Below are 22389 nucleotides of genomic sequence, written 5' to 3' on the forward strand. Positions count from 1 at the left end.
CTTTCCGTCTTCACAAAGGACGAAAAGGTTTCGCGGTACCACCTTCATTAGCATATACATGCTCAGCTCTTGCCCCGTAACGCGGGATACGTTTAGGTTTGCCTAAGCGCTCTGAGGGCAGGTTCAACAGGCAAGCGGGCTGTGAAATCTTTCAGCCGTGGATTTCACTCTCTTTCGCCATTGCTCGTTTACTATTCCTCTTCATTGCGTCTTCGTTCATTTACCTGCATATATTTGTTGTTCATTATGCTATGAGGAATGATGAAATGTCAACAGGCATTTGAAGCAAAAATGACATGCGCGGGAGAAAAAGGTAAAATATGATCAACATCAATTCGCAGGATGAGGAGAATCAAAAGATGAAAGACGCAAGCATCATTCCTATATCATTGCCGACTCCGTTTGCAGTCGGAGACGTCAACATTTATTTGGTCAGAGGCGAGGCGCTCACTCTGATCGATGCCGGGCCCAACACAAAGGAGGCGGCTGCCGTTTTGAAGAAAGAGCTGGCCGGCCAGGGACTGTCATTAAACGATATCGACCAGGTCGTTCTGACCCATCATCACGCTGATCACGCCGGACTGCTGGACGAATTCCCCGCAGGGATCAACATCATCGGCCATCCGTTCAATGAACCGTATATCAGCCAAAATCCCGATTTTATTGAAAAACAAAAGGCCTTTTTTACATACCTGTTTCAGCGATTCGGCGTTCCCGGCGATATGAAGCCACCGGGCCTTACAGTAAAAGCGTCGTACCGGTTTTCGTGTCATCGGACATTGACAGAGACCGTTTCAGAAGGCGCGCAAATTGACGGGCTTGAAGGGTGGCGGGTTCTTGAGACGCCCGGACACGCCGCTTCACATATTGTCCTTTATCATGAAGAGCTTGGAAGCATGCTAGGGGGAGACTTGCTGTTAAAGCCGTCTTCTTCAAATCCGCTTCTGGAAGTGCCGCAAAAAGGGAAAAAACGCCCGACTCCGCTGCTGGACTATTTGAAATCGCTCGGCAGGCTCCGGGAGCTTCCGCTCAACATTATTTATCCCGGCCACGGGGAGGACATCACAAAAGTGAATGAGCTTGTCGCCAAAAGGCTGGAAAAGCAGCGAAACAGAGCCGAAGAGGTGTACCGCATCCTTACTGAAAAACCGCATTCACCTTATCAGATATGTCAAAAACTGTTCCCTGCAGTCTATGAAAAAGAGTTGTTCTTAACGATGTCAGAAACGATTGGACAGCTTGACGATTTGGAATCCCAAGGGAGGATCGGAGCAGAAACGGCCGATGGAATCGATTACTATTATGCAAAGTAGGTGACGAACATGCAGCAAAAATTGAAAGAGCAAAACGTGATGATTACAGGGGCTTCAGGAGGGCTTGGCGAACGGATCGCATACCATGCCGCCAAGGAAGGAGCCGAGATCATTCTGGCTGCGCGCAGAAGAGACCGTCTCATGGCTTTGAAGCAAAACATCGCCGATGAAACCGGTGCAAAATGCCGCATCATCGCATTGGACGTCAGCCGGACGGATGACATTGAAGCGGCGTTCCAAGAGGCCGGTCCGGTTGATATTCTTGTCAATAACGCGGGATTCGGTATTTTCGAAAATGCGCTTGACGCTTCCCTTGAAGATATGAAAGCGATGTTTGAGGTCAACGTATTCGGTCTGATCGCCTGCACGAAAATGGCACTCCCGCATATGATCAGGCAAGACAAAGGCCATATTATCAACATCGCCTCACAAGCGGGCAAGTTAGCGACGCCCAAGTCAAGCCTTTATGCGGCAACAAAGCATGCGGTGCTCGGGTATTCAAACAGCTTGAGAATGGAGCTTGCCGAGACAGGGGTCAACGTGACAACGGTCAATCCTGGACCGATTCAAACCGACTTTTTCAAGACGGCCGATAAAAAAGGGGATTATGTCAAAAACGTCGAGAGATGGATGCTTGATCCGGATCAGGTTGCTAAGAAAGTCGTCTCGGCAATGATGACGAACAAGCGCGAAATCAATCTTCCAGGCTGGATGAACGGCGTCAGCAAACTCTACCAGCTCTTCCCTTCCCTGGTTGAACGAGCAGGCCGGAGCGCTTTCTATAAAAAATGATCGTCTCTCGAAGAAAGGAACGGAATCGTCCGTTTCTTTTTTATTTGCATTTTTTTAGAGAATTTCCTGTCAGAGAGGCTCAAAATATCATATAAAGACAGGGAGACTTTGTCCCTCTTCAAACCGCTGCACCGAACCTGTGCTTCCTTCTATAGGCTTTGCTTGATCTGAAGGCACCTGTCCCGTCTGAGGCAATCGATATAAAAATACTGTATGCCGAAAGATTCCGTGCTTCCGGGAACACGTGCCGGCCGCTGATGAAAAATAAGGTAAAGGTCGCTTTCGTTATGCTGTTCTTCTTATATAAAATGGCAACTGGGTGACGAAAAGAAGTAATATTTTACCATTTATTGAAATTCTCTCATCCCGGCCGAAACATGATATCACGTGATATTCGCAACAAAATACACGATAAAAGGAGTTTCTTAACGGTGCAGGAAGAATGGAACCCATTGATGAAAAATCGTTGCATCATCTGGTTAGTCACGGGAATTTGCTTAACGGTCATCTTTCAATTTCCGCTGCAAAGCGTCGCTTCATCCGCAGACAAATACGCCAATTTTGCCGAGCTTGCCGAACATGAAACAGAAGGAGAAGATTATCAAATCGAATATACAGACATGGGCACCGAACTATTGATTCTTTCGCCGCACGGCGGAGGAATCGAAGGAGGTGTCAGTGAACTTGTCCGCGCCTTCAGCGCCGATTATTCCACTTACTTATTCGAAGGAATCAAACCCTCGCAAAACTGGGATCTTCACATCACAAGCAACAATTTTGATGAACCGCAGGCCGTCAAAGCGGTCAATGAGCACAACTATACGCTGGCTTTTCATGGATATCATGACATCGTTGAACATACGCTTGTGGGGGGAACGGATACCGGAGGGGCGAAAGCGATTGTCAGAGCGCTGCAGACCAAAGGTTTTTCAGCGGAGCTGGTCAGCTCAAGCCACCGGCTTGCAGGGGGAAATCCCGAAAATATCAATAATCAATGCAAAACAGGTCAAAGCATTCAATTGGAAATCAGCACGCCTCAACGAGAGGCTTTTTTTTCGGAGTTCGGCCTGTGGACGCGGGCAAGTTCTAAAAATGAGACGTTCCAAGCGTATGTCTCAGCTGTTAAAGAAGTTTTGGAAACACGGTATAAATAAGATTGTCTATTTGGGTCACATTAAAACTAAAGACATTTAAGAGGGTGAGTATGTTGATCTATATATACAACTGTTACGGCGGTACTCATTCATCTGCGCTTGCCGCCGCTTATCATCTGAAAAAGCTCCCATTCAGCAGAAAACCGACGAAAAATGAAATTTTAAGTACCGACTGTTTTAATCAATTAAGTCCGAAGGAAATGGGAAAATTAATTTTTCACGGTCTTGATGAAGAAGGCCACCAGGTGTACACGATCGGCCGAGGGTCATCAAAAGCGGTTATTCCAGCCATGCTTGGCGTTTTCGAGCTGTTTGAAAAAAACGGAAAACTGCAGGAAAAAGTCATTTTTTCGAACACGTCTCCGACTGTGCCTATTGCGATGACATTCGGCGGTTTATTTTCAAGGAGGCTGAAAATCGATCCGATCGGGGTTCCTTTGCTGGTGCTCGGAGCGCAGCAGGCATACCGAGACATCATCAAACTGGTACAGCAAACAAAAGACCGTTCAAAAACGACTTCTTCGGTGATCGAAGTGCTGGATAACAATTTCATAAAAAAATGAACATCTAAACAGCTTCCGGTATGCTGAGTCTTTCGGCTTCCATGTCGGAAGTGTTTTTTATTTTCTTGATATAGTAATTGCTTTTTGAAAAGGACATTTTCTAAAAAATTGAATATAAGATAGAGGATATTGTTGAAATAGGACGAATCTATAACCTTAGAATTACTTTTCATAAATTTACTTCTTTGTAAATTTGAAGGGGAGGGATCGGGGATTTCCCTTCCACTTTACTAGAGAATACTATCTGAAAGAAGAAACGGGGGGTTAAAAAGACGGCTGCAATCGTTATGAGAAGCAGCGATTTTATATTGGGAAATTCAATCTGCGACACTTTAAATGATAGAAGTGTAGTTTTAAAAATGAGAATCAACGTGATAAGAGACGGAAAATTAGAATGATGTTATTTTTTTAGAATAACGAATGAGCCGTCTGTCTCAATTCAAATTAGGAGGCGCCTATGAAAAAAATGTTTTCTATTTTTCAAAATAAAAATTATGCGCTGCTGTTCTTCGCATCCTTTACCTCACAAATGGGAGGGATCATCGGACTCACTGCCCTCTTGTTTTACCTGCTAGACCGTTTTTCCAATCAGCCTGCATATGCCACAATGACCGAGCTGATGCTGTCATTGCCTACATTGGCTGTATTTTTTCTCGTCGGTGTTTTCGCAGATAAGTTTGACCGGCAGAAAATCGCCAAAAACTGCGACTGGATTTGTATGGGACTATCCATTGTATTACTGCTGTCTCTCTATCTTGAATGGATGCCGTTTACATTTGCCGTTCTTTTTTTAAGAAACGCCGTTAAAAGTTTTTTCACCCCTGCCCAAACTTCTCTTATTCAAGGAATATTATCTGAAAACGAATATTCTCTGGCCGTCGGATTGAATCAAATGGTAGCCAGCTTATTTATGCTGTTCGGAAACGGGCTTGGCGTATTTTGTTATTGGACGCTTGGAGTTGAAGGAGCTGTTATGGTTGATGCAGCCAGCTTCGCACTGAGCGGGCTTTTGATTCAAGCCTGCCGGATCTCCGATGCCGTCCGCATGCCAAATGGAAAACATTCCATTAGACAGTTGAATATCGCTGGTATATGGAAAGATTTCACACTTGGTTTCACTTATATTCTCAACCATAAATTGCTGCTTGCCCTCGTGTCCGGATTCGTCCTTTTCGGAGTTGTCAATGGGGGGCTCTCGGTCATGCAGGTGTTTATACTAAAATACAAGCTTGCACCTGGAAACTATGAAGAGATGTCGATTGTACTCGGCATTGTTTTCGGTGCGGGGTTTTTGGCGGGAAGCATCGCCGCATCTTTGCTTTCTCAAAAATTGAAGCTTTATCAACTTTTGATCCTGGCGCTGATTGTTTGCGGATGTGCCACGATTTCCGGCTCCCTGGTTAAAAGTTTGTGGCTGTATATGGCCTGCTCCTGCTTTATCGCGGTTTCGCTTCCAAGCATCAACGTTGCCATCGGAGGATGGATACCAAACATCGTCAATCCGAAAATGATGGGAAGGGTGCAGGGGTGGGTTCACCCGCTTATGATGCTCTCACAGTCGCTAACCCTTCTGTTTATTGCGTGGCTTTACCCGGCATGGATCGCGCTTGAAAGCCTGTATTGGCTAGTCGGGGGAAGCCTGATTGCTGTTGGCGTTTTCTACATGATCATCCTTCCGAAGTTTTTAGCACTGAACCGGACGGCTGACGTATCTGTCGATTAACGGCTTATTCACCAAAAATATCTGCAACGAAAGGGAATGATAGAAATGAAATTATTTTGCCTGCCTTACGCCGGCGGATCCGAATCCGCATTTTATTCCTGGAAAGGCCATATGCAGCCCGACATTGAGATTTGTCCGATTCAGCTGAAGGGAAGGGGTCGGCGTTTCAATGAGCCTTGTTACGAAAGCCTTGAAGAAGCGGTTCATGACATTTTTGAGCAGGTTCAAGCTGAACGAAAAGGTGACGACTACGCTCTTTTCGGGCACAGTATGGGAAGCCTTTTGGCATATGAACTTTACTATCAAATGAGCGGGGCGGGAGCTGAAAAACCGGTTCACATTTTTTTCTCAGGCTATAAAGCGCCAAACAGGATCAGAAAGAAAGAAAAACTCCATACTTTGCCCAATCCTATTTTTAAGAAAAAAATTGTCGAGCTCGGGGGAACACCTGAGGAGCTCATCAATCATGAAGAGCTATTTGAATTGTTTATCCCCATTCTCAAAAGCGACTTCAAAATGGTAGAAAACTATATCTATCAAAAAAGAAACAGCAAAATAGATTGCGACATCACCGTTCTCAACGGAAAAGAAGACGCCATGACCAAGGAAGATGTATCCGATTGGAAACATCATACTTCAGGAAACTTTACAGCCTATTACTTTGACGGGAATCATTTCTTTTTGCACCATCACGTTGAAAAGATCACCGACATCATCAATCATTCACTGACAGCCAGCCGGACGTTTTAACCTACGATTTCGGCGAGATTCAAGACCGGGTCTAATCTCTTATTCCTTATAATCGGAACAGTGTTTTTTAGGTCTTTTGATCTAGCTGGTGTTTATCTTGTCTCATAAATACATGTTTAAACAATGTAAAATATAAAATATCCAATTCATAAAAAATTAACCATTATTAAACAATATTCCCATGGAAAATAATGATTATTTTTGATAATCTGTTTTCACAAGACGGAGGTTCAATAAAAAATCGGTAAAAGAGCAACTACAGACCAATATTATGGTGAATATTTTATCAAAAAGGAGAATTTTTATATGGTTGCTAAACATTCATTAGAAAATGGGGTATTTCACAAAATGACAGAGAATGAAAAAGAACTGATCCTACATTTTAACAACACAAAAACCGATTATCCAAAAAACAAGACGCTTCATGAGCTTTTTGAAGAACAGGCCATGAAGACGCCTGACCATACGGCTCTTGTGTTCGGTGCTCAGCGCATGACCTACAGAGAGCTGAATGAGAAAGCAAACCAAACCGCGAGACTTCTCAGGGAAAAAGGGATCGGCAAAGGCTCGATTGCCGCGATCATCGCGGACCGCTCCTTTGAAATGATCATCGGCATCATCGGGATTTTAAAAGCGGGAGGTGCGTATCTGCCGATTGACCCTGAAACGCCGAAAGACAGAATGGCCTTCATGCTCAGCGACACGAAAGCCGCGGTGCTGCTAACGCAAGGAAAAGCGGCAGACGGAATCGATTGTGAGGCCGACATCGTTCAGCTGGACAAAGAGGCTTCAGACGGATTCAGTAAAGAACCACTCAGTTCTGTCAATGATTCCGGCGATACCGCCTATATCATCTACACATCAGGTTCTACAGGAACGCCAAAAGGCGTCGTCACCCCGCACTACAGTGTCATAAGGGTCGTTCAAAATACCAATTATATCGATATCACAGAAGACGACGTGATCCTCCAACTGTCCAATTATTCGTTTGACGGATCGGTGTTCGACATCTTCGGTGCCTTATTAAACGGAGCGTCGCTGGTCCTGATTGAGAAGGAAGCGTTATTGAACATCAATAGACTTGGAAGCGCTATCAATAAGGAGAAGGTCAGCGTGATGTTCATTACGACGGCATTGTTCAACATGATTGCCGACATTCATGTCGACTGTCTGTCGAATTTGCGAAAAATCCTTTTCGGCGGGGAAAGAGCGTCGATTCCGCATGTGAGAAAAGTGCTGAATCATGTCGGCCGGGATAAATTGATTCATGTTTACGGCCCGACGGAAAGCACGGTGTATGCGACGTATTACTTCATTAACGAGATAGACGATGAAGCGGAAACAATCCCGATTGGCAGCCCGCTGGCGAATACGTCGGTTTTGATCATGGACGAAGCCGGCAAGCTCCTTCCGATTGGGGTTCCCGGAGAGCTGTGCATCGCAGGCGACGGTTTAAGCAAAGGATATTTAAACCAGGAGGAACTGACGGCGGAAAAATTCATCCCGCATCCGTTCATTCCGGGAGAAAGGCTGTACAAGACGGGCGATTTAGCGAAATGGCTGCCTGACGGCAACATCGAATTCATCGGCCGAATCGACCACCAGGTGAAAATCCGCGGTTTCAGGATCGAACTTGGCGAAATCGAAAGCCGGCTGGAGATGCATGAAGACATCAATGAGACGATCGTCATCGTCAGGGAAGACGAAGAAAGCCGCCCGTACATTTGCGCCTATATCACGGCGAATCGCGAGATTTCCCTTGATGAGCTGAAAGGATTTTTAGGTGAAAAGCTTCCGAAATACATGATTCCCGCATATTTTGTCAAATTGGACAAGCTGCCGCTCACCAAAAACGGGAAAGTCGACAGAAAAGCACTGCCGGAGCCGGACAGAACGGCGGGGGCGGAAAGCGAATATGAAGCGCCGCAAAATGAAACGGAAGAAAAATTAGCTGCCATTTGGTGCGATGTTTTGCATATTGAAAAAGCAGGCATTCATGATCATTTTGCACAAATGGGCGGACATTCATTGCATGCGATGGAGCTCATCGCAAAAATAAAGGAAAAAATGAATGTTGAAATTCCGCTGCATCAGCTATTTAAGCTTGCGACCATAAAGGAATTGAGCGCTTTTATCGAAGCTAATCAACAAGAAGACAAGGGAGACGGCTTCGTGACAAGGGCTGCCGATCCGGAAAATATCCATGAAACATTCCCGCTTACAGGCATTCAGCTGGCTTATTTGGTTGGCAGGGATGAGACGTTCGAAATCGGCGGAGTCGCTACGAATTTAACTGTCGAATTTGAAGCTGATGTCGATTTGAATCGATTTCAGCTGACACTGCAAAAACTGATTGACAGGCATCCGATTCTCCGCACGATCGTATTTGAAAACGGAACGCAAAAAATTCTCGAAGCAACACAACGTTATACGATCGAAACTCAGGATTTAAGAGGTTTCACAGAAGAAGAAATCAACGCCAGAATTTTAGAACAGCGGGAGAAGATGACATCAAAAATCATTGATCCAAGTGTATGGCCTTTGTTTGAACTCAAAACGTTTATGTTGCCTGGAGAGAAAAAATATTTTTTCCTCAATGTGGACCCGCTCATTTGTGATGACAGCAGTATGAAACGATTAATCAGAGAGTTTAAACAACTATATGAAAACCCCGGCCTCAAACTGCCTTCACTAGAATACAGCTTCAGAGATTATGTTTTGGCCTCAATCGATTTTAAGCAAACAAGCAGATATCAAAAAGATCAACAATATTGGCTGGATAAACTGGATCATTTTCCAAGTGCGCCTGAGCTGCCTCTTAAATCTGATCCAGCCCATGTAGCGAAACCTTCGTTCAAGAAGTTTTCAACGTTTTTGGATGGACATACATGGAATGAATTAAAAAAGAAAGCCCGGCATCATCATCTCACGCCGACTTCCGTCCTTTGTGCTGCATATGCCTATATATTAGCTTATTGGAGCCGGCAAAATCATTTTGCTATTAATTTAACCGTATTTAACAGAATCCCGTTTCATCCGGATGTCAAGAACATGATCGGAGATTTTACCTCTTTAATGTTGCTGGATATCCATGCCGAAGAAAACATGACCTCTTTCTGGAGATTTGCTTTAAATGTTCAGGACACGCTTTTGGAAGCACTGGAACACAGACATTATGACGGGGTTGATGTGATCAGAAACATCGCCAAAAAGAATGGCATGAATAAAAAAGCGGTTATGCCGATCGTATTCACAAGCGTGCTGAGTGAAAATCCCGACGATTCATTTGACAGTCTTGTCGATTTTGACAACATTCATTTCTTTAGCACGAGAACGTCGCAAGTATATATTGACAACCAAGTTTATGAAATAAACGGCGGCCTTTATATTACATGGGACTATGTGGAGCAAATTTTTGAACATGAAGTAATTGAATCGATGTTTGACCAGTATATCGCTGTCATCCAGAAAGCCGTATCCGGCGAGGACGTTTCAACCATCCAAATGAATGAAAAAAGCCGCCAAATGATCAGCGCCTATAATGACACAGATCAATCTTTCGATACCGAGCCCTTGCACGAATTGTTTACCGGCCAGGTTAAAGATGGACCTGACAGAATGGCCCTCAAGCATCATGATGAGGTGATGACCTATCAGGAGCTTGACGAAAAATCCAACCAGGTCGCAAGATTTCTCATCGGAAAAGGGGTTGAAAAGGGCGACTATATCGGTGTCATCGGCAAAAGAAGCCTGGGGACGATTGTCAATTTATTGGCTGTATTGAAGACTGGAGCAGCTTATATCCCTCTCGATCCGGATTATCCGGAAGAAAGAAAGGCGTATATCCAATCAAAAAGCAACTGCAAATTCTTCATCAGCCATGACGTGTATGACAAAGAACATATCGAGCGCTTCTCAAAAGCGCCGGTTGACCGAAAAGTCGATTTGGATGACATGGCATATGTCATCTTTACGTCAGGAAGCACAGGCAAGCCAAAAGGCGTTCAGATTACGCATGGTGCCGCAGCGAATACCATTCTCGATATCAATGAAAAATTCAATGTCACAGAACAAGATAACATAATGGGCATTTCCTCCTTGTGCTTTGATTTATCTGTGTATGACGTGTTTGGCGCTTTAAACAGCGGGGCCTCACTTGTCATCATTGATGACCAAAGGGATGTATTCAGTCTGAAAGAGACAGTCGAAAAAGAACGGATTACGATTTGGAATTCTGTTCCGGCGATTATGGGAATGACGGCTGATTTATACAAGGATAGCGAGCTCAATCATCAACTCAGACTCGTCCTGCTAAGCGGAGACTGGATACCGCTTCAGTTGCCTGCAACCATAAAGAAAACGTTTAAAAACGCAGAAGTGATTAGCTTGGGAGGCGCAACAGAAGGGTCCATCTGGTCGATCTACTATCCGATTCAAAAAGTAGAGGAAGACTGGAAAAGCATTCCTTATGGAAAACCGCTGGCCAATCAAAAAATATACGTATTGAACCAGAATAAACAATTATGCCCCGTCGGAGTCGAAGGAGAGCTGTACATAGGCGGAGCTGGGGTAGCAAGCGGGTATATTCATGATCAAGAAAAAACGGATCATTCATTTATCCAGCATCAGGAATTAGGTTACATCTATAAAACGGGTGACTATGGCGTCTTGAAAGAGGACGGTTATGTAGAGTTTCTCGGAAGAAAAGACAGCCAGGTGAAGATCAGAGGCTACAGAGTGGAAATGGGGGAAATTGAAAATACGCTCTTAAGCCATCAGGAGATTACGAAGGCATCGGTTATAGATTATACAAGTCCGGACGGAATCAAAAACTTATACGCTTTTGTTGTAGCCGAGAACGCGATCAGCCAATTAGATGTAAAGGGATTTTTGCAAAAAACGCTGCCTGACTATATGATTCCTGCGAAATTCGTGCAAATTGACGAAATCCCGTTAACTGTAAACGGAAAAGTCGATAAGCGCACGCTCCATGACTTGGCTGAACAGTATACCGCAGATGAAGGTCAACGAGGCGGATCAATGCTGCCGGAAAATGAAACACAAGCCATGCTTCTGGAGATTTGGAAAGATATATTTGGCCTGGACAGCATCAATCTCGATGTCAGCTATTATGAAATCGGCGGAGATTCACTCAAAGCGATATCCATCATTACGGAAATCAACAAACGAATGAATGTTGAGATGCCGATCAGCGAAATCTTTAAAAATGATACAATCATCGCTTTGGACCACTATTTGAAAAACAGAGAAGAAAGCGATATGGAACATCCGATTCAAAAGGCTCGCGAAAAAGAGTATTATCCGACATCCCCTGCCCAACAAAGAATGTATATGCTGTCGATGCTGGAAAATGAAAGGGGAGCTTACCATATTCCGATGGCCCTTCTTGTCGAAGGCCGGATCAACGCCATACAGCTCGAAAACGCATTGAAGACATTTTTGCAAAGACATGAAATGTTGCGAACCGGGTTTGAAATCCAAAACAATGAACTCATCCAAAAAATTTATGAGAATGTCGACTTCCGCCTGGAATACGAGTGCTTAGACGCTTCGATTACAGATCAGCATGCTTTAATGGAGATCACAAGCACGTACTGTAAAGAATCTATCAAACCTTTTGATTTAAGCCGGCCGCCTCTTATGAGGGCCAAGCTGATCAAAATCGAAGATATGAGGCATATACTGGTCATAAATTTCCACCACATCATCAGTGACGGGGTTTCTCAAGGCATCCTGATGAATGAAATATTGGAACTTTACAGCAATGTGCCATTGCCGGAAGTAAATGTGCAATATAAAGATTATGTGGAATGGAATCATACATTTAATCAATCAGACGCGATGAAAAAGCAGGAAGCCTATTGGCTTGACGTTTATCGCGATATACCGTCAAAGCTGGACTTTCCTTATGACTATAAACGTCATCATATTGACACGTTTGAAGGAAGCAGCGTGTTTTTGGACATGGAGCGGGAACTGTCAGATCATATAAGGAAGCTGGCGAAACATACCGGAACAACTCTTTATACGGTGATGCTGAGCGCATATTATGTGCTTTTAAATAAATATACAAATCAAACAGATATCGTTGTCGGAACCGCTGCTGCGGGAAGGCTGCATCCTGATCTGCAAGATGTATTCGGCGTTTTTGTTAATACACTTGCTTTGCGGAACGAGGTTGATACTTCCAACAGTTTTAAAGAATTTTTGCAGCAGACGAAAGAGCGTACGATAGCGGCCTTTGACAATTCCGAGTATCCGTTTGATGATTTGATCCGCAAACTCAATGGTGTACGGGAGTCTAACCGCAATCCTTTGTTCGACACGATGTTTGTTCTGGAAGATGCCAGGATGTTTACCAAACAGAAAGGCGATGTCAAGCTGAGTCCGATCATCTTTGAACTGGACAATGCAAAATTTGACATGATCTTTAATGTGTTGGATTTTGAAGAAAAGATCGTATTGAATATTGAATATTCGACAAGTCTCTTCAAGGAAGAGACGATTCAAAAGATAGCGGAAGATTATTTCAGGATTTTAGAGGAAGTTTCAGAAAACCTTGATGTTGCTTTACATCAAATTGACATGATATCCCGTCAAGAAAAACGGATACTTTTAGAGTCCTTTAACGATACAAAGACGGCATATCCAAAAGGAAAAGCAATCCACCAGCTGTTTGAGGAACAGGCAAAACGAATACCAGATCACACTGCAGTTGTTTTTGAAAATCAAAAACTGACGTACCGACAGTTGAATGAAAAAGCAAATCAAGCGGCAAGGCTGTTGCGAGAAAAAGGTGTCAAGCCGGATACGTTCGTCGGGATCATGATGGAGCGTTCGTCCGATATGATCGCAGCGATTCTCGGTGTGCTGAAAGCAGGCGGCGCCTATTTGCCGATTGATCCTGAGTATCCTCTGGAGCGGATGAGATACATGGCTTTTGACAGTGAAGTCAAAGTCATCATCTCTGACGTTCCGCTTGCCGAGGAGCTTACGGCGGAATCGATCGAGTTGATTCATATGGATGATGAGAGGATTGCCAGGCAGGATCGGTCAGACATTGACAATGTCAATCAAAGCGGCGACCTTGCATATGTCATCTATACGTCGGGTTCAACGGGAAAGCCAAAAGGCGTGATGATCGAACATCAATCATTGATCAACTTGTGCAGCTGGCATCAATCCTGTTTTGAAGTCGGACAAAACGACAACAGCTCGATTTATGCGAGCATCAGTTTCGACGCTTTTGTCTGGGAGCTGTTCCCTTATATAACAGCGGGAGCCACCGTTCATGTCCTCAATCAGGAGACAAGGCTGGATATTGAAAAGCTGAACCGGTATTTTCATGATCATCATATTACGATCAGCTTTTTGCCGACACCAGTCTGCGAACAATTTACAGCGCTTGACAATCATTCGTTAAGAACGCTGTTAACGGGCGGAGATAAATTAAACGTCTTTAAAGAAAAAAGCTATCAAATCGTTAACAATTACGGACCGACGGAGAATACAGTCGTCGCTACAAGTTTTTCAATAGATAAATCGCATCAAAATATTCCAATCGGAAAACCGATCGATAACGTCAAAGTGTATATATTGAACAAAGACCTGCAGCTTTGTCCGCTCGGAGCCAGCGGCGAGCTCTGCATCGCCGGGGAAGGGCTGGCCCGAGGGTATGTCAACAGACCGGAATTGACTCGGGAAAAATTCATCGAAAATCCGTTTGTACCCGGGGAAAGAATGTATCGCACAGGTGATCTTGCCAAAATGCTGCCGGATGGAAACATTCAGTTTTTGGGACGGATTGACCAGCAGGTTAAGATTCGCGGCTATCGGATCGAACCCGGCGAGATCGAGAACCGGCTGCTTAAATATGAAAAGATTGAAGAAGCGGCGGTCATCGCAAGAGAAGACGGAGATCATGACCCGTATCTTTGCGCATATGTAACGGTTAAAAAGGAAGTTGAACCGGAGAAGATCAGAACGTTTTTAAAGAAAAGCCTTCCGGATTATATGATTCCCCAGCACTTTGTCCAGCTTGACGGGCTGCCGCTTACCGTGAATGGAAAAGTGGATAAGAAAAGCCTTCCGGTTCCTGAACGGAGCGCCGCAATGGATCGCCGCTATGAAGCGCCGCGGGATCAGGTGGAAGAAAAACTTGTTTCCATATGGGAAGAGGCTTTAGGAATCAATAAAATCGGGATCAACAGCCATTTCTTTGAAGCCGGCGGGCATTCGCTTAAAGCCGCCGCTTTAGTATCAACCATTCATAAAGAACTGAATGTCAAGCTGCCTTTAAGACAAATATTCGAAACCCCGACGATTAAAGGGCTGAGGGAATATATCGGTGCGGCGAAGGAAAGTGTTTTTACATCGATAGGAAAAACGGAAGAAAAACCATATTACCGATTGTCTTCAGCGCAAAAAAGGCTCTATATCCTTTCTCAAGCAGGCAGTCATGTTGCATATAACATGCCTTTTGCCATGACGCTCGAAGGCGATTTTGATATCCGCCGATTTGAGAATACATTAAAAAACATGATCAAAAGACATGAATCATTTCGAACTTCATTTGTCATGATCGACGGTGAGGTGATGCAGCAGATTGAAAACGAGATCGATTTTCAAGTCGCATACAGTGACATCGGCAAAGAAAGCGCCGAAGAAAAAATCAAAAGCTTCATCAGGCCGTTTCATTTGGAAAAAGCACCGCTTTTAAGGGCGGAGGTCGTCAAAGTGAATGAACGTGAGCACTTGCTGATGTTCGATATGCACCATATCATTTCCGATGGCGTGTCCACCGACATCTTCGTTCAAGAGCTGGGAGCGCTGTATGAAGGGAAATCACTGGAGCCGTTCGATATTCAATATAAAGATTACGCAGAATGGGAAAATAGCCATGCCCGCAGCGATGAGCTGAAAAGACAGGAAGCATACTGGCTGAAGACGTATAAAGGCGATATCCGGGTCCTTGATCTCCCGACAGATCATAAAAGGCCGCTGACGAAAAGCTCTGAAGGTGACACCGTCACTGCAGCAATCGAAAGTGAAACATTCCGCAAGCTTCAGCATATGGCGAAAGAAAACGGCGTTACGATGTACATGCTTCTGTTGGCCGGTTATACAGCACTGCTTTCCAAATATACAGGTCAGGAAGATATCATCGTCGGGACCCCGGCTGCAGGGAGAAATCATGAGGATATTCAACATCTCATCGGCATGTTTGTCAATACCTTGGCGATCAGAAACCATCCGGAAGGGAAAAAGACGTTCAGACATTATTTGCAAGAGGTAAAAGAAAACACGCTTCAAGCTTATGAAAACCAGGATTATCCGTTTGAAGAGCTTGTCGAAAAAGTAAACATCAAACGCGACATGGCACGAAACCCGCTCTTTGATACGATGCTCGTGTACCATAACACAGACGTAAAGCCGTTTGAAGCAAAAGGGCTGAGAAGCAGGCTGGTGGAGATCAAGCGCGGCATTTCCAAGTTTGACATCACAGTGACTGCGAGTGAAGCGGCAGACGGATTAAGATTGGAAGTTGAGTATTCAACGACGCTATTCAACAAGGAAAGAATGGAAAGACTATCTGAACACCTGATCAGTCTGTTGGAACAAGCGGCGGATCATCCGGACGTTGCCATCAATCAGATAGATGTCCTGACAAAGGATGAAAGACATCGGGTTCTGTATGATTTTAACCGAACAGACGGTGTGTTCTGCAAAGAGATGACGATACCGGAACTGTTTGAAAAGCAGGCGGAAAAAACGCCTGATTATCCGGCGGTTGCCTTCGGGGATGAAACGATTTCTTACAGGGAGCTGAATGAAAGGGCGAACAGCCTGGCTTTCACCTTGCGTCAAAAAGGAGTAGGCCCTGATGTGATAGCAGGGATTCTCACAGAACGGTCAATCGAAATGATCGTCGGTATGATGGGTATTTTGAAAGCTGGCGGCGCCTATCTGCCAATCGATCCGGCGTATCCGCAGGAAAGAATAAGCTACATGTTAAAAGACAGCAATGTCAGCGTATTATGCGCGGCAGGCAATGTGGACCCGGTTGAAGCATATGCCGGAGACATCATCCGGATTGAGCAAACCGGGCAAAATGACCACGTGGAAAACCTTAAACATGACATCAAGCCGCAGCATTTGGCATATGTCATCTATACATCAGGATCCACTGGAAAACCGAAAGGCGTCATGATCGAGCATCACAGTGTGAACAATCTTGTTCATGGATTAAATGAAAGAATTTATCAGCATCTCGATTCCCATTTAAATGTAGCACTGGTTGCACCTTATATATTTGATGCCTCTGTCAAACAAATATTCGCAGCGCTTCTCTTCGGGCATACACTTTGCATCGTCCCGCGCGAGACAGCCTGGGACGCCATGAGTTTAATTGAGTACTATTCGCAAAACAACATCCATGTATCTGACATGACGCCTGCTCATTTAAACATGCTGGCTTATTTGGACAAATCGGAGCACGAATTCGATCTGAAGGAATTGATTGTCGGCGGAGATGCATTAACACCTGATGTCATAGGCGGCCTATTTCATAAATTCCCGAATCTGTCATGCAATATCACGAATGTATACGGTCCGACAGAGTGCTGTGTGGATGCTGCTTCATACAAAATAGAATATGGAAAAGTGCCGCAAACACCGTCCATTCCGATCGGCAGACCGCTTCTCAATACAAGCATCTATATTGTGGACAAAGAACTCCGCCCTCTGCCGGTCGGGATTGCCGGAGAACTATGCATAGCAGGTGAAGGGGTTGCCAGGGGGTATGTAAACAGACCTGAGCTTACGGCGGAAAAGTTTGTCGACCATCCATTTGAGCCAGGCAAAAAAATGTACAAAACCGGAGATTTGGCGATGTGGCTTCCGGATGGACAGATTGAGTTTTTAGGACGGGCCGATCATCAAGTGAAAATCCGCGGCTATCGCATAGAGCTCGGCGAAGTGGAACAGCAGCTCTTGACACATGAGAAAATCAAAGAAGCGGCGGTGATCGCCGAAAAGGATCAAAACGGCAACAGCTATTTATGCGCCTATATCGCCTCTGACAAGGAATTGCCTGCAGCTGATGTACGACAATTTCTTGAAAGGGAAATGCCTGATTATATGATTCCGTCCTATTTTGTGAAGCTTGACCGGCTCCCGCGCACACCAAGCGGTAAAGTGGACAGAAGCGCACTGCCTGAGGCGGACGGCAATTCAATAGAAGGAACTCGGTACGAGCCGCCCCGCAATGAAATCGAACGAAAACTCGTGCAAGTCTGGGGAGAGATTCTCGGTGCCGAGGACATCGGGATCAGCCACCATTTCTTTGCGGCAGGGGGAGACTCGATCAAGGCGCTCCAGATCGTATCCAGGCTGGCAAAAATGAACCTGAAACTTGAGATGAAGGCGCTGTTCGCCAATCCGAAAATAAAAGATCTCAGCCGATTGATCACAGAAGAAACAAGACATCGCAAACATAACAAACCCGTTACAGGTGAGACGGAACTGCTTCCTATCCAAAAGAGATATTTTACGAACAACAAAGAGGAGCTTGACCACTTCAACCAGTCATTTATGCTCTTTAGAAAAGACGGCTATGACGAAAACATCGTCAGAACAGCCTTCAATAAAATACTGGAGCAGCATGACGCGTTAAGGATGATCTATGAAGAAAAAGGTGGGGACTTCATTCAATACAACAGAGGCTATCGTGAAAACTTGTTCGACCTGGATGTTTATGATGTAAGAGGCCTTGACAATCAAGCGGAAAAGGTGTTCGAGCTGGCGACAGGCATTCAAAAAAGATCATCGATTAGAAAAGGAAAACTCGTTCATCTCGGCATCTTCCGGGCTGATGAGGGCGATCACCTGCTCATTGCGATCCATCATCTTGTCGTTGACGGCGTATCGTGGAGAATTTTGTTCGAGGATTTTGAAACATTGTACCTTCAGGCATTGAAAGGCGAACCTCTCGACATCGGATATAAAACGGATTCATACCAAGAGTTCGCCCGACAATTGAAGAAGTATGCCCAAAGCCGCAGGCTGTTAAAGGAAAGGGAGTATTGGCAAAAGGCTCTGGCAGCTGATGTTCCATTCATTCCTGCTGAAAAGCTTGAGCGAGACACGTTTGAACACAGCACCACTTTGAGCATCAGAATCGGCCCAGACGTGACAGCGAAACTTTTGCGAAACGCAAACAAAGCCTACAACACGGAAATCAACGATCTTTTGCTGACGGCATTAATCGCCGCAGTCAGGGATATCACCGGAGAAAACAAATTGAAGGTCATGATGGAAGGGCACGGCAGGGAGGATATCTTAGACGGCGTTGACATCACGAGAACGATCGGCTGGTTTACGACGGTTTATCCGGTCTTTATCGATTTGGGAGAAGAAAAAGAAATATCGCAAAATATCAAAATGGTCAAAGAAACGTTGAGAAAAATACCGAATAAAGGGATCGGCTACGGTGTTTTAAAATACATGACAGAAGAGCTTCAGAAAATACAAACACAGGCTCCGCTTTCTTTTAACTATTTTGGAGAAATGAAAAATGACATGAATAGAAAAGTATTTTCCCAGTCGCCATTTTCACCGGGAGAAAGTATCGGCGGAAAAATCGTAAGACACTGCGCCATCGACATGAATGCGATCTCTTTAAACGGCGAATTGATAATCTATACGACGTTCAACCAGGACCAATACCAAACAAACACAATCGAACAACTCAATCAATCATTCAAAGAAAACCTGGAAAAGATCGTCGATCATTGCGTTGATAAAGAAGGATCGGACATGACGCCTTCCGATTATGGCGATGTCTCGCTTAGTCTTGAAGAGCTGGAGCGAATTAAAGATAAGTACAGCGCTTTTCAAATCGAAAAGATCTATCCGCTGGCCAACATGCAAAAAGGAATGCTATTTCATAACGCTATGGATCAGACATCAGGGGCATACCTCCAGCAAATGGTCATCGAATTAAAAGGACGTGTCTATCCGGACATTTTAGAAGAAAGCTTTCACGAGATCGTGAAAAGGCATGAAATCTTAAGGGCGTCTTTTGAATATGAAATCACAGCCGAACCGAGACAAATCATAGCTAGAGAACGGAAAACGCCTTTGACATCAATAGATCTGACAGGAGAAAATCGGACTCACCAGCATAGGTTCATAGAAACATATTTAAAAGAAGATCAAGAAAAAGGCTTTGATCTGAGCAGTGAAGCCCTCATGAGGATTTGTTTGATCAAAATGAATGATGAATCGTATCGGCTGATTTGGAGTCATCACCACATCCTGCTGGACGGCTGGTGTCTGGGTATTGTTATGAGCGAGCTGTTCAGCCTATATGGAAAAATAATGAAAGGTGAATCCCGCCAATTAAAAGAGCCAAAGCCATATGGAGACTATATCAAATGGCTGGAAAAACAAGATCAAGAAGAAGCTGCGGCATACTGGAAGGAATATCTGAAAGGATATGAGACGCGGGCGGAACTTCCGGTGTTCAATCGCGGCGCAACGTCAGAAGAATATGGCGGCAAAGAAAAAGTCATATCGTTTTCAAAAGAACTGACAGCAAAAATCGCACGGATCGCCAAGACGCATCATGTCACCATCAATACGGTTCTTCAAGGAATTTGGAGCATGATTCTCGCCAAATACAACAATACCGATGAAGTTGTATTCGGAACCGTCGTTTCGGGACGGGAGGCTCCTGTTGACGGCATCGAAGAGATGGTCGGCTTGTTTATTCATACAATACCGACCCGGATCAGCTTTGAAGGCGCAAGAAGCTTTAAAGAGGTGTTAAAGAAAACACAAGCCGAGTCTATCGAAAGCAATCGATACAGCTATATGAATTTATCGGAAATTCAGGATCTGAGTGAAATGAAAAGAGAGCTGATCACTCATGTCATGGCCTTTCAAAATTATGCGTTTGATGAAGAGCTGTTCAGAAGCCAATCCGGGGAAACCGGTTTTGAACTGGAAGGTGTTCATGGAAAAGAGCGGACCAACTATGATTTTAATCTGACCGGCGTTTTAGAAGATGAGCAGCTGAAACTCAAATTGACATTTAACGAAAATGTGTATGACAACACCATCATCGAAACATTAGAAAAGCATATCATCACCGTCGCAGAACAAGTGGCGGAAGATGAGACACAAACATTACGAGACATCAACCTTGTGTCAAAAGAAGAACAACACAGGATTTTACACACATTCAACGATACAAAAACGGATTACCCGAAAGACAAGCCGCTTCATGAGCTTTTTGAGGAACAGGCCATGAAGACGCCTGACCATACGGCTCTTGTGTTCGGTGCTCAGCGCATGACCTACAGAGAGCTGAATGAGAAAGCAAACCAAACCGCGAGACTCCTCAGAGAAAAAGGGATCGGTAGAGGCTCGATTGCCGCGCTCATCGCGGACCGCTCCTTTGAAATGATCATCGGCATCATCGGGATTTTAAAAGCGGGAGGCACGTATTTGCCGATCGATCCTGAAACGCCTAGGGACAGAATCGATTATATGTTGAAAAATAGCGGTGCGGCATTGTTAGTAACAACAGATTCGCTTCTTCAACCTTTTGATATCAAAACCGTTGATTTGTGTTCGGGCGAGTTGCACTTACTAAGCGAAGAGAATCTTCCGCGTGTGAATCGCTCAAGCGATACAGCGTACATCGTCTACACGTCCGGCTCAACCGGAACGCCAAAAGGAGTGGTCATCCAGCATTACAGTGCGGTAAGAGTCGTTAAAAATACCAATTATATCGACATCACAGAAGATGACGCCATCCTCCAGCTGTCCAACTATTCGTTTGACGGATCGGTGTTCGACATCTTCGGAGCGCTCTTAAACGGAGCCTCACTCGTCCTGATCGAAAAAGAGACGGTCTTGAATACACATGAGCTGGCCGAAGTGATAAAAAAAGAACAAGTCAGTGTGATGTTCATTACGACGGCGCTGTTCAATACGCTCGCCGACATCAATATCGGCTCCCTTGCCAAGCTGCGGAAAATCCTCTTCGGCGGGGAAAGAGCGTCGATTCCGCATGTAAGAAAAGTGCTGGATCATGTCGGCCGGGATAAATTGATTCATGTTTACGGCCCAACGGAAAGCACGGTATATGCGACATATTATTTCATCAACGAGATAGACGATGAGGCGGAAACGATTCCGATCGGCAGCCCGCTGGCGAATACGTCAGTCTTGATCATGGATGAAGCCGGCAAGCTCCTGCCGATCGGGGTTCCCGGAGAGCTGTGCATCGCAGGAGATGGTTTAAGCAAAGGATATTTAAACCGCGAGGAACTGACGGCGGAAAAATTCATCCCGCATCCGTTTATGCCGGGAGAAAGATTGTACAAGACGGGCGATTTAGCGAAATGGCTGCCTGACGGCAACATCGAATTCATCGGCCGGATCGACCATCAGGTGAAAATCCGCGGCTTCAGGATCGAACTCGGCGAAATCGAAAGCCGGCTGGAGCTGCATGAAGACATCAATGAGACGATCGTCATCGTCAGGGAAGACGAAGAGAGCCGCCCGTACATTTGCGCCTATATTACGGCAAATCGCGAGATTTCCCTTGATGAGCTGAAAGGATTTTTAGGTGAAAAGCTTCCGGATTACATGATCCCCGCCTATTTTGTGAAAATGGACAAGCTGCCGCTCACCAAAAACGGGAAAGTCGACAGAAAAGCCCTGCCTGAGCCGGACGGAAGCGCAGTAACTGAAGCAGAGTACGAAGCGCCAAGAAACTATGTTGAACAGCGCATCATTTCCATCTTGGAGGACGTACTCGGAACAGAGCGGATGGGTATTTCCTGCCATTTCTTCGACAAGGGGGGGAATTCGCTGAAAGCGATGCAAGCTGTCCATTCCATTAACAAAACGTTTGGCATTGATATGAGGATCAGCACGTTCTTTAAACATCCGACTGCCAAATCATTAGCGCGTTTTGTATTAACCGCTGAAGCCGAATCGGCCGTTAGTGAGGAGTACGCGGAAGAGGAAGTGTAATGGAATTGCACTGTACAATCTAT

Annotated in this window: 7 protein-coding genes; all 7 read left to right on the top strand. The window is 45.0% G+C overall.

The features are described from left to right. The first annotated feature begins 359 nt into the window (after positions 1-359). The 7 genes from QMZ64_RS00690 (at position 360) to bacA (ending at position 22366) form a co-directional block, all read left to right on the top strand. On the top strand, positions 360-1313 hold the full coding sequence (locus QMZ64_RS00690; protein ID WP_240909025.1) for an MBL fold metallo-hydrolase: 954 nt from the start codon (positions 360-362) through the stop codon (positions 1311-1313). A gap of 9 nt (positions 1314-1322) precedes the next feature. Next, complete coding sequence (locus QMZ64_RS00695; protein ID WP_243943264.1) at positions 1323-2105, top strand: SDR family NAD(P)-dependent oxidoreductase; 783 nt, start codon at positions 1323-1325, stop codon at positions 2103-2105. Between the two features lie 431 nt (positions 2106-2536). Further along, entirely contained in the window at positions 2537-3259 is a 723-nt protein-coding gene (locus QMZ64_RS00700; RefSeq protein ID WP_243943265.1) for a poly-gamma-glutamate hydrolase family protein, read from the top strand. A 53-nt stretch (positions 3260-3312) separates the two neighbouring features. Next, complete coding sequence (locus QMZ64_RS00705; protein WP_243943438.1) at positions 3313-3822, top strand: DUF3189 family protein; 510 nt, start codon at positions 3313-3315, stop codon at positions 3820-3822. A 457-nt stretch (positions 3823-4279) separates the two neighbouring features. After that, positions 4280-5545 carry an MFS transporter gene (locus QMZ64_RS00710; protein WP_265626416.1) on the top strand — a complete coding sequence of 422 codons (1266 nt, stop codon included), beginning with the start codon at positions 4280-4282 and terminating at the stop codon, positions 5543-5545. Positions 5546-5590: 45 nt separating this feature from the next. Further along, entirely contained in the window at positions 5591-6295 is a 705-nt protein-coding gene (locus QMZ64_RS00715) for a thioesterase II family protein (RefSeq protein ID WP_265626417.1), read from the top strand. Between the two features lie 306 nt (positions 6296-6601). Continuing rightward, entirely contained in the window at positions 6602-22366 is a 15765-nt protein-coding gene (bacA, locus tag QMZ64_RS00720) for a bacitracin non-ribosomal peptide synthetase BacA (protein ID WP_301441082.1), read from the top strand. Positions 22367-22389: the final 23 nt, after the last annotated feature.

This window comes from Bacillus sp. LB7, assembly GCF_030449715.1.
GTDB lineage: Bacteria > Bacillota > Bacilli > Bacillales > Bacillaceae > Bacillus > Bacillus paralicheniformis.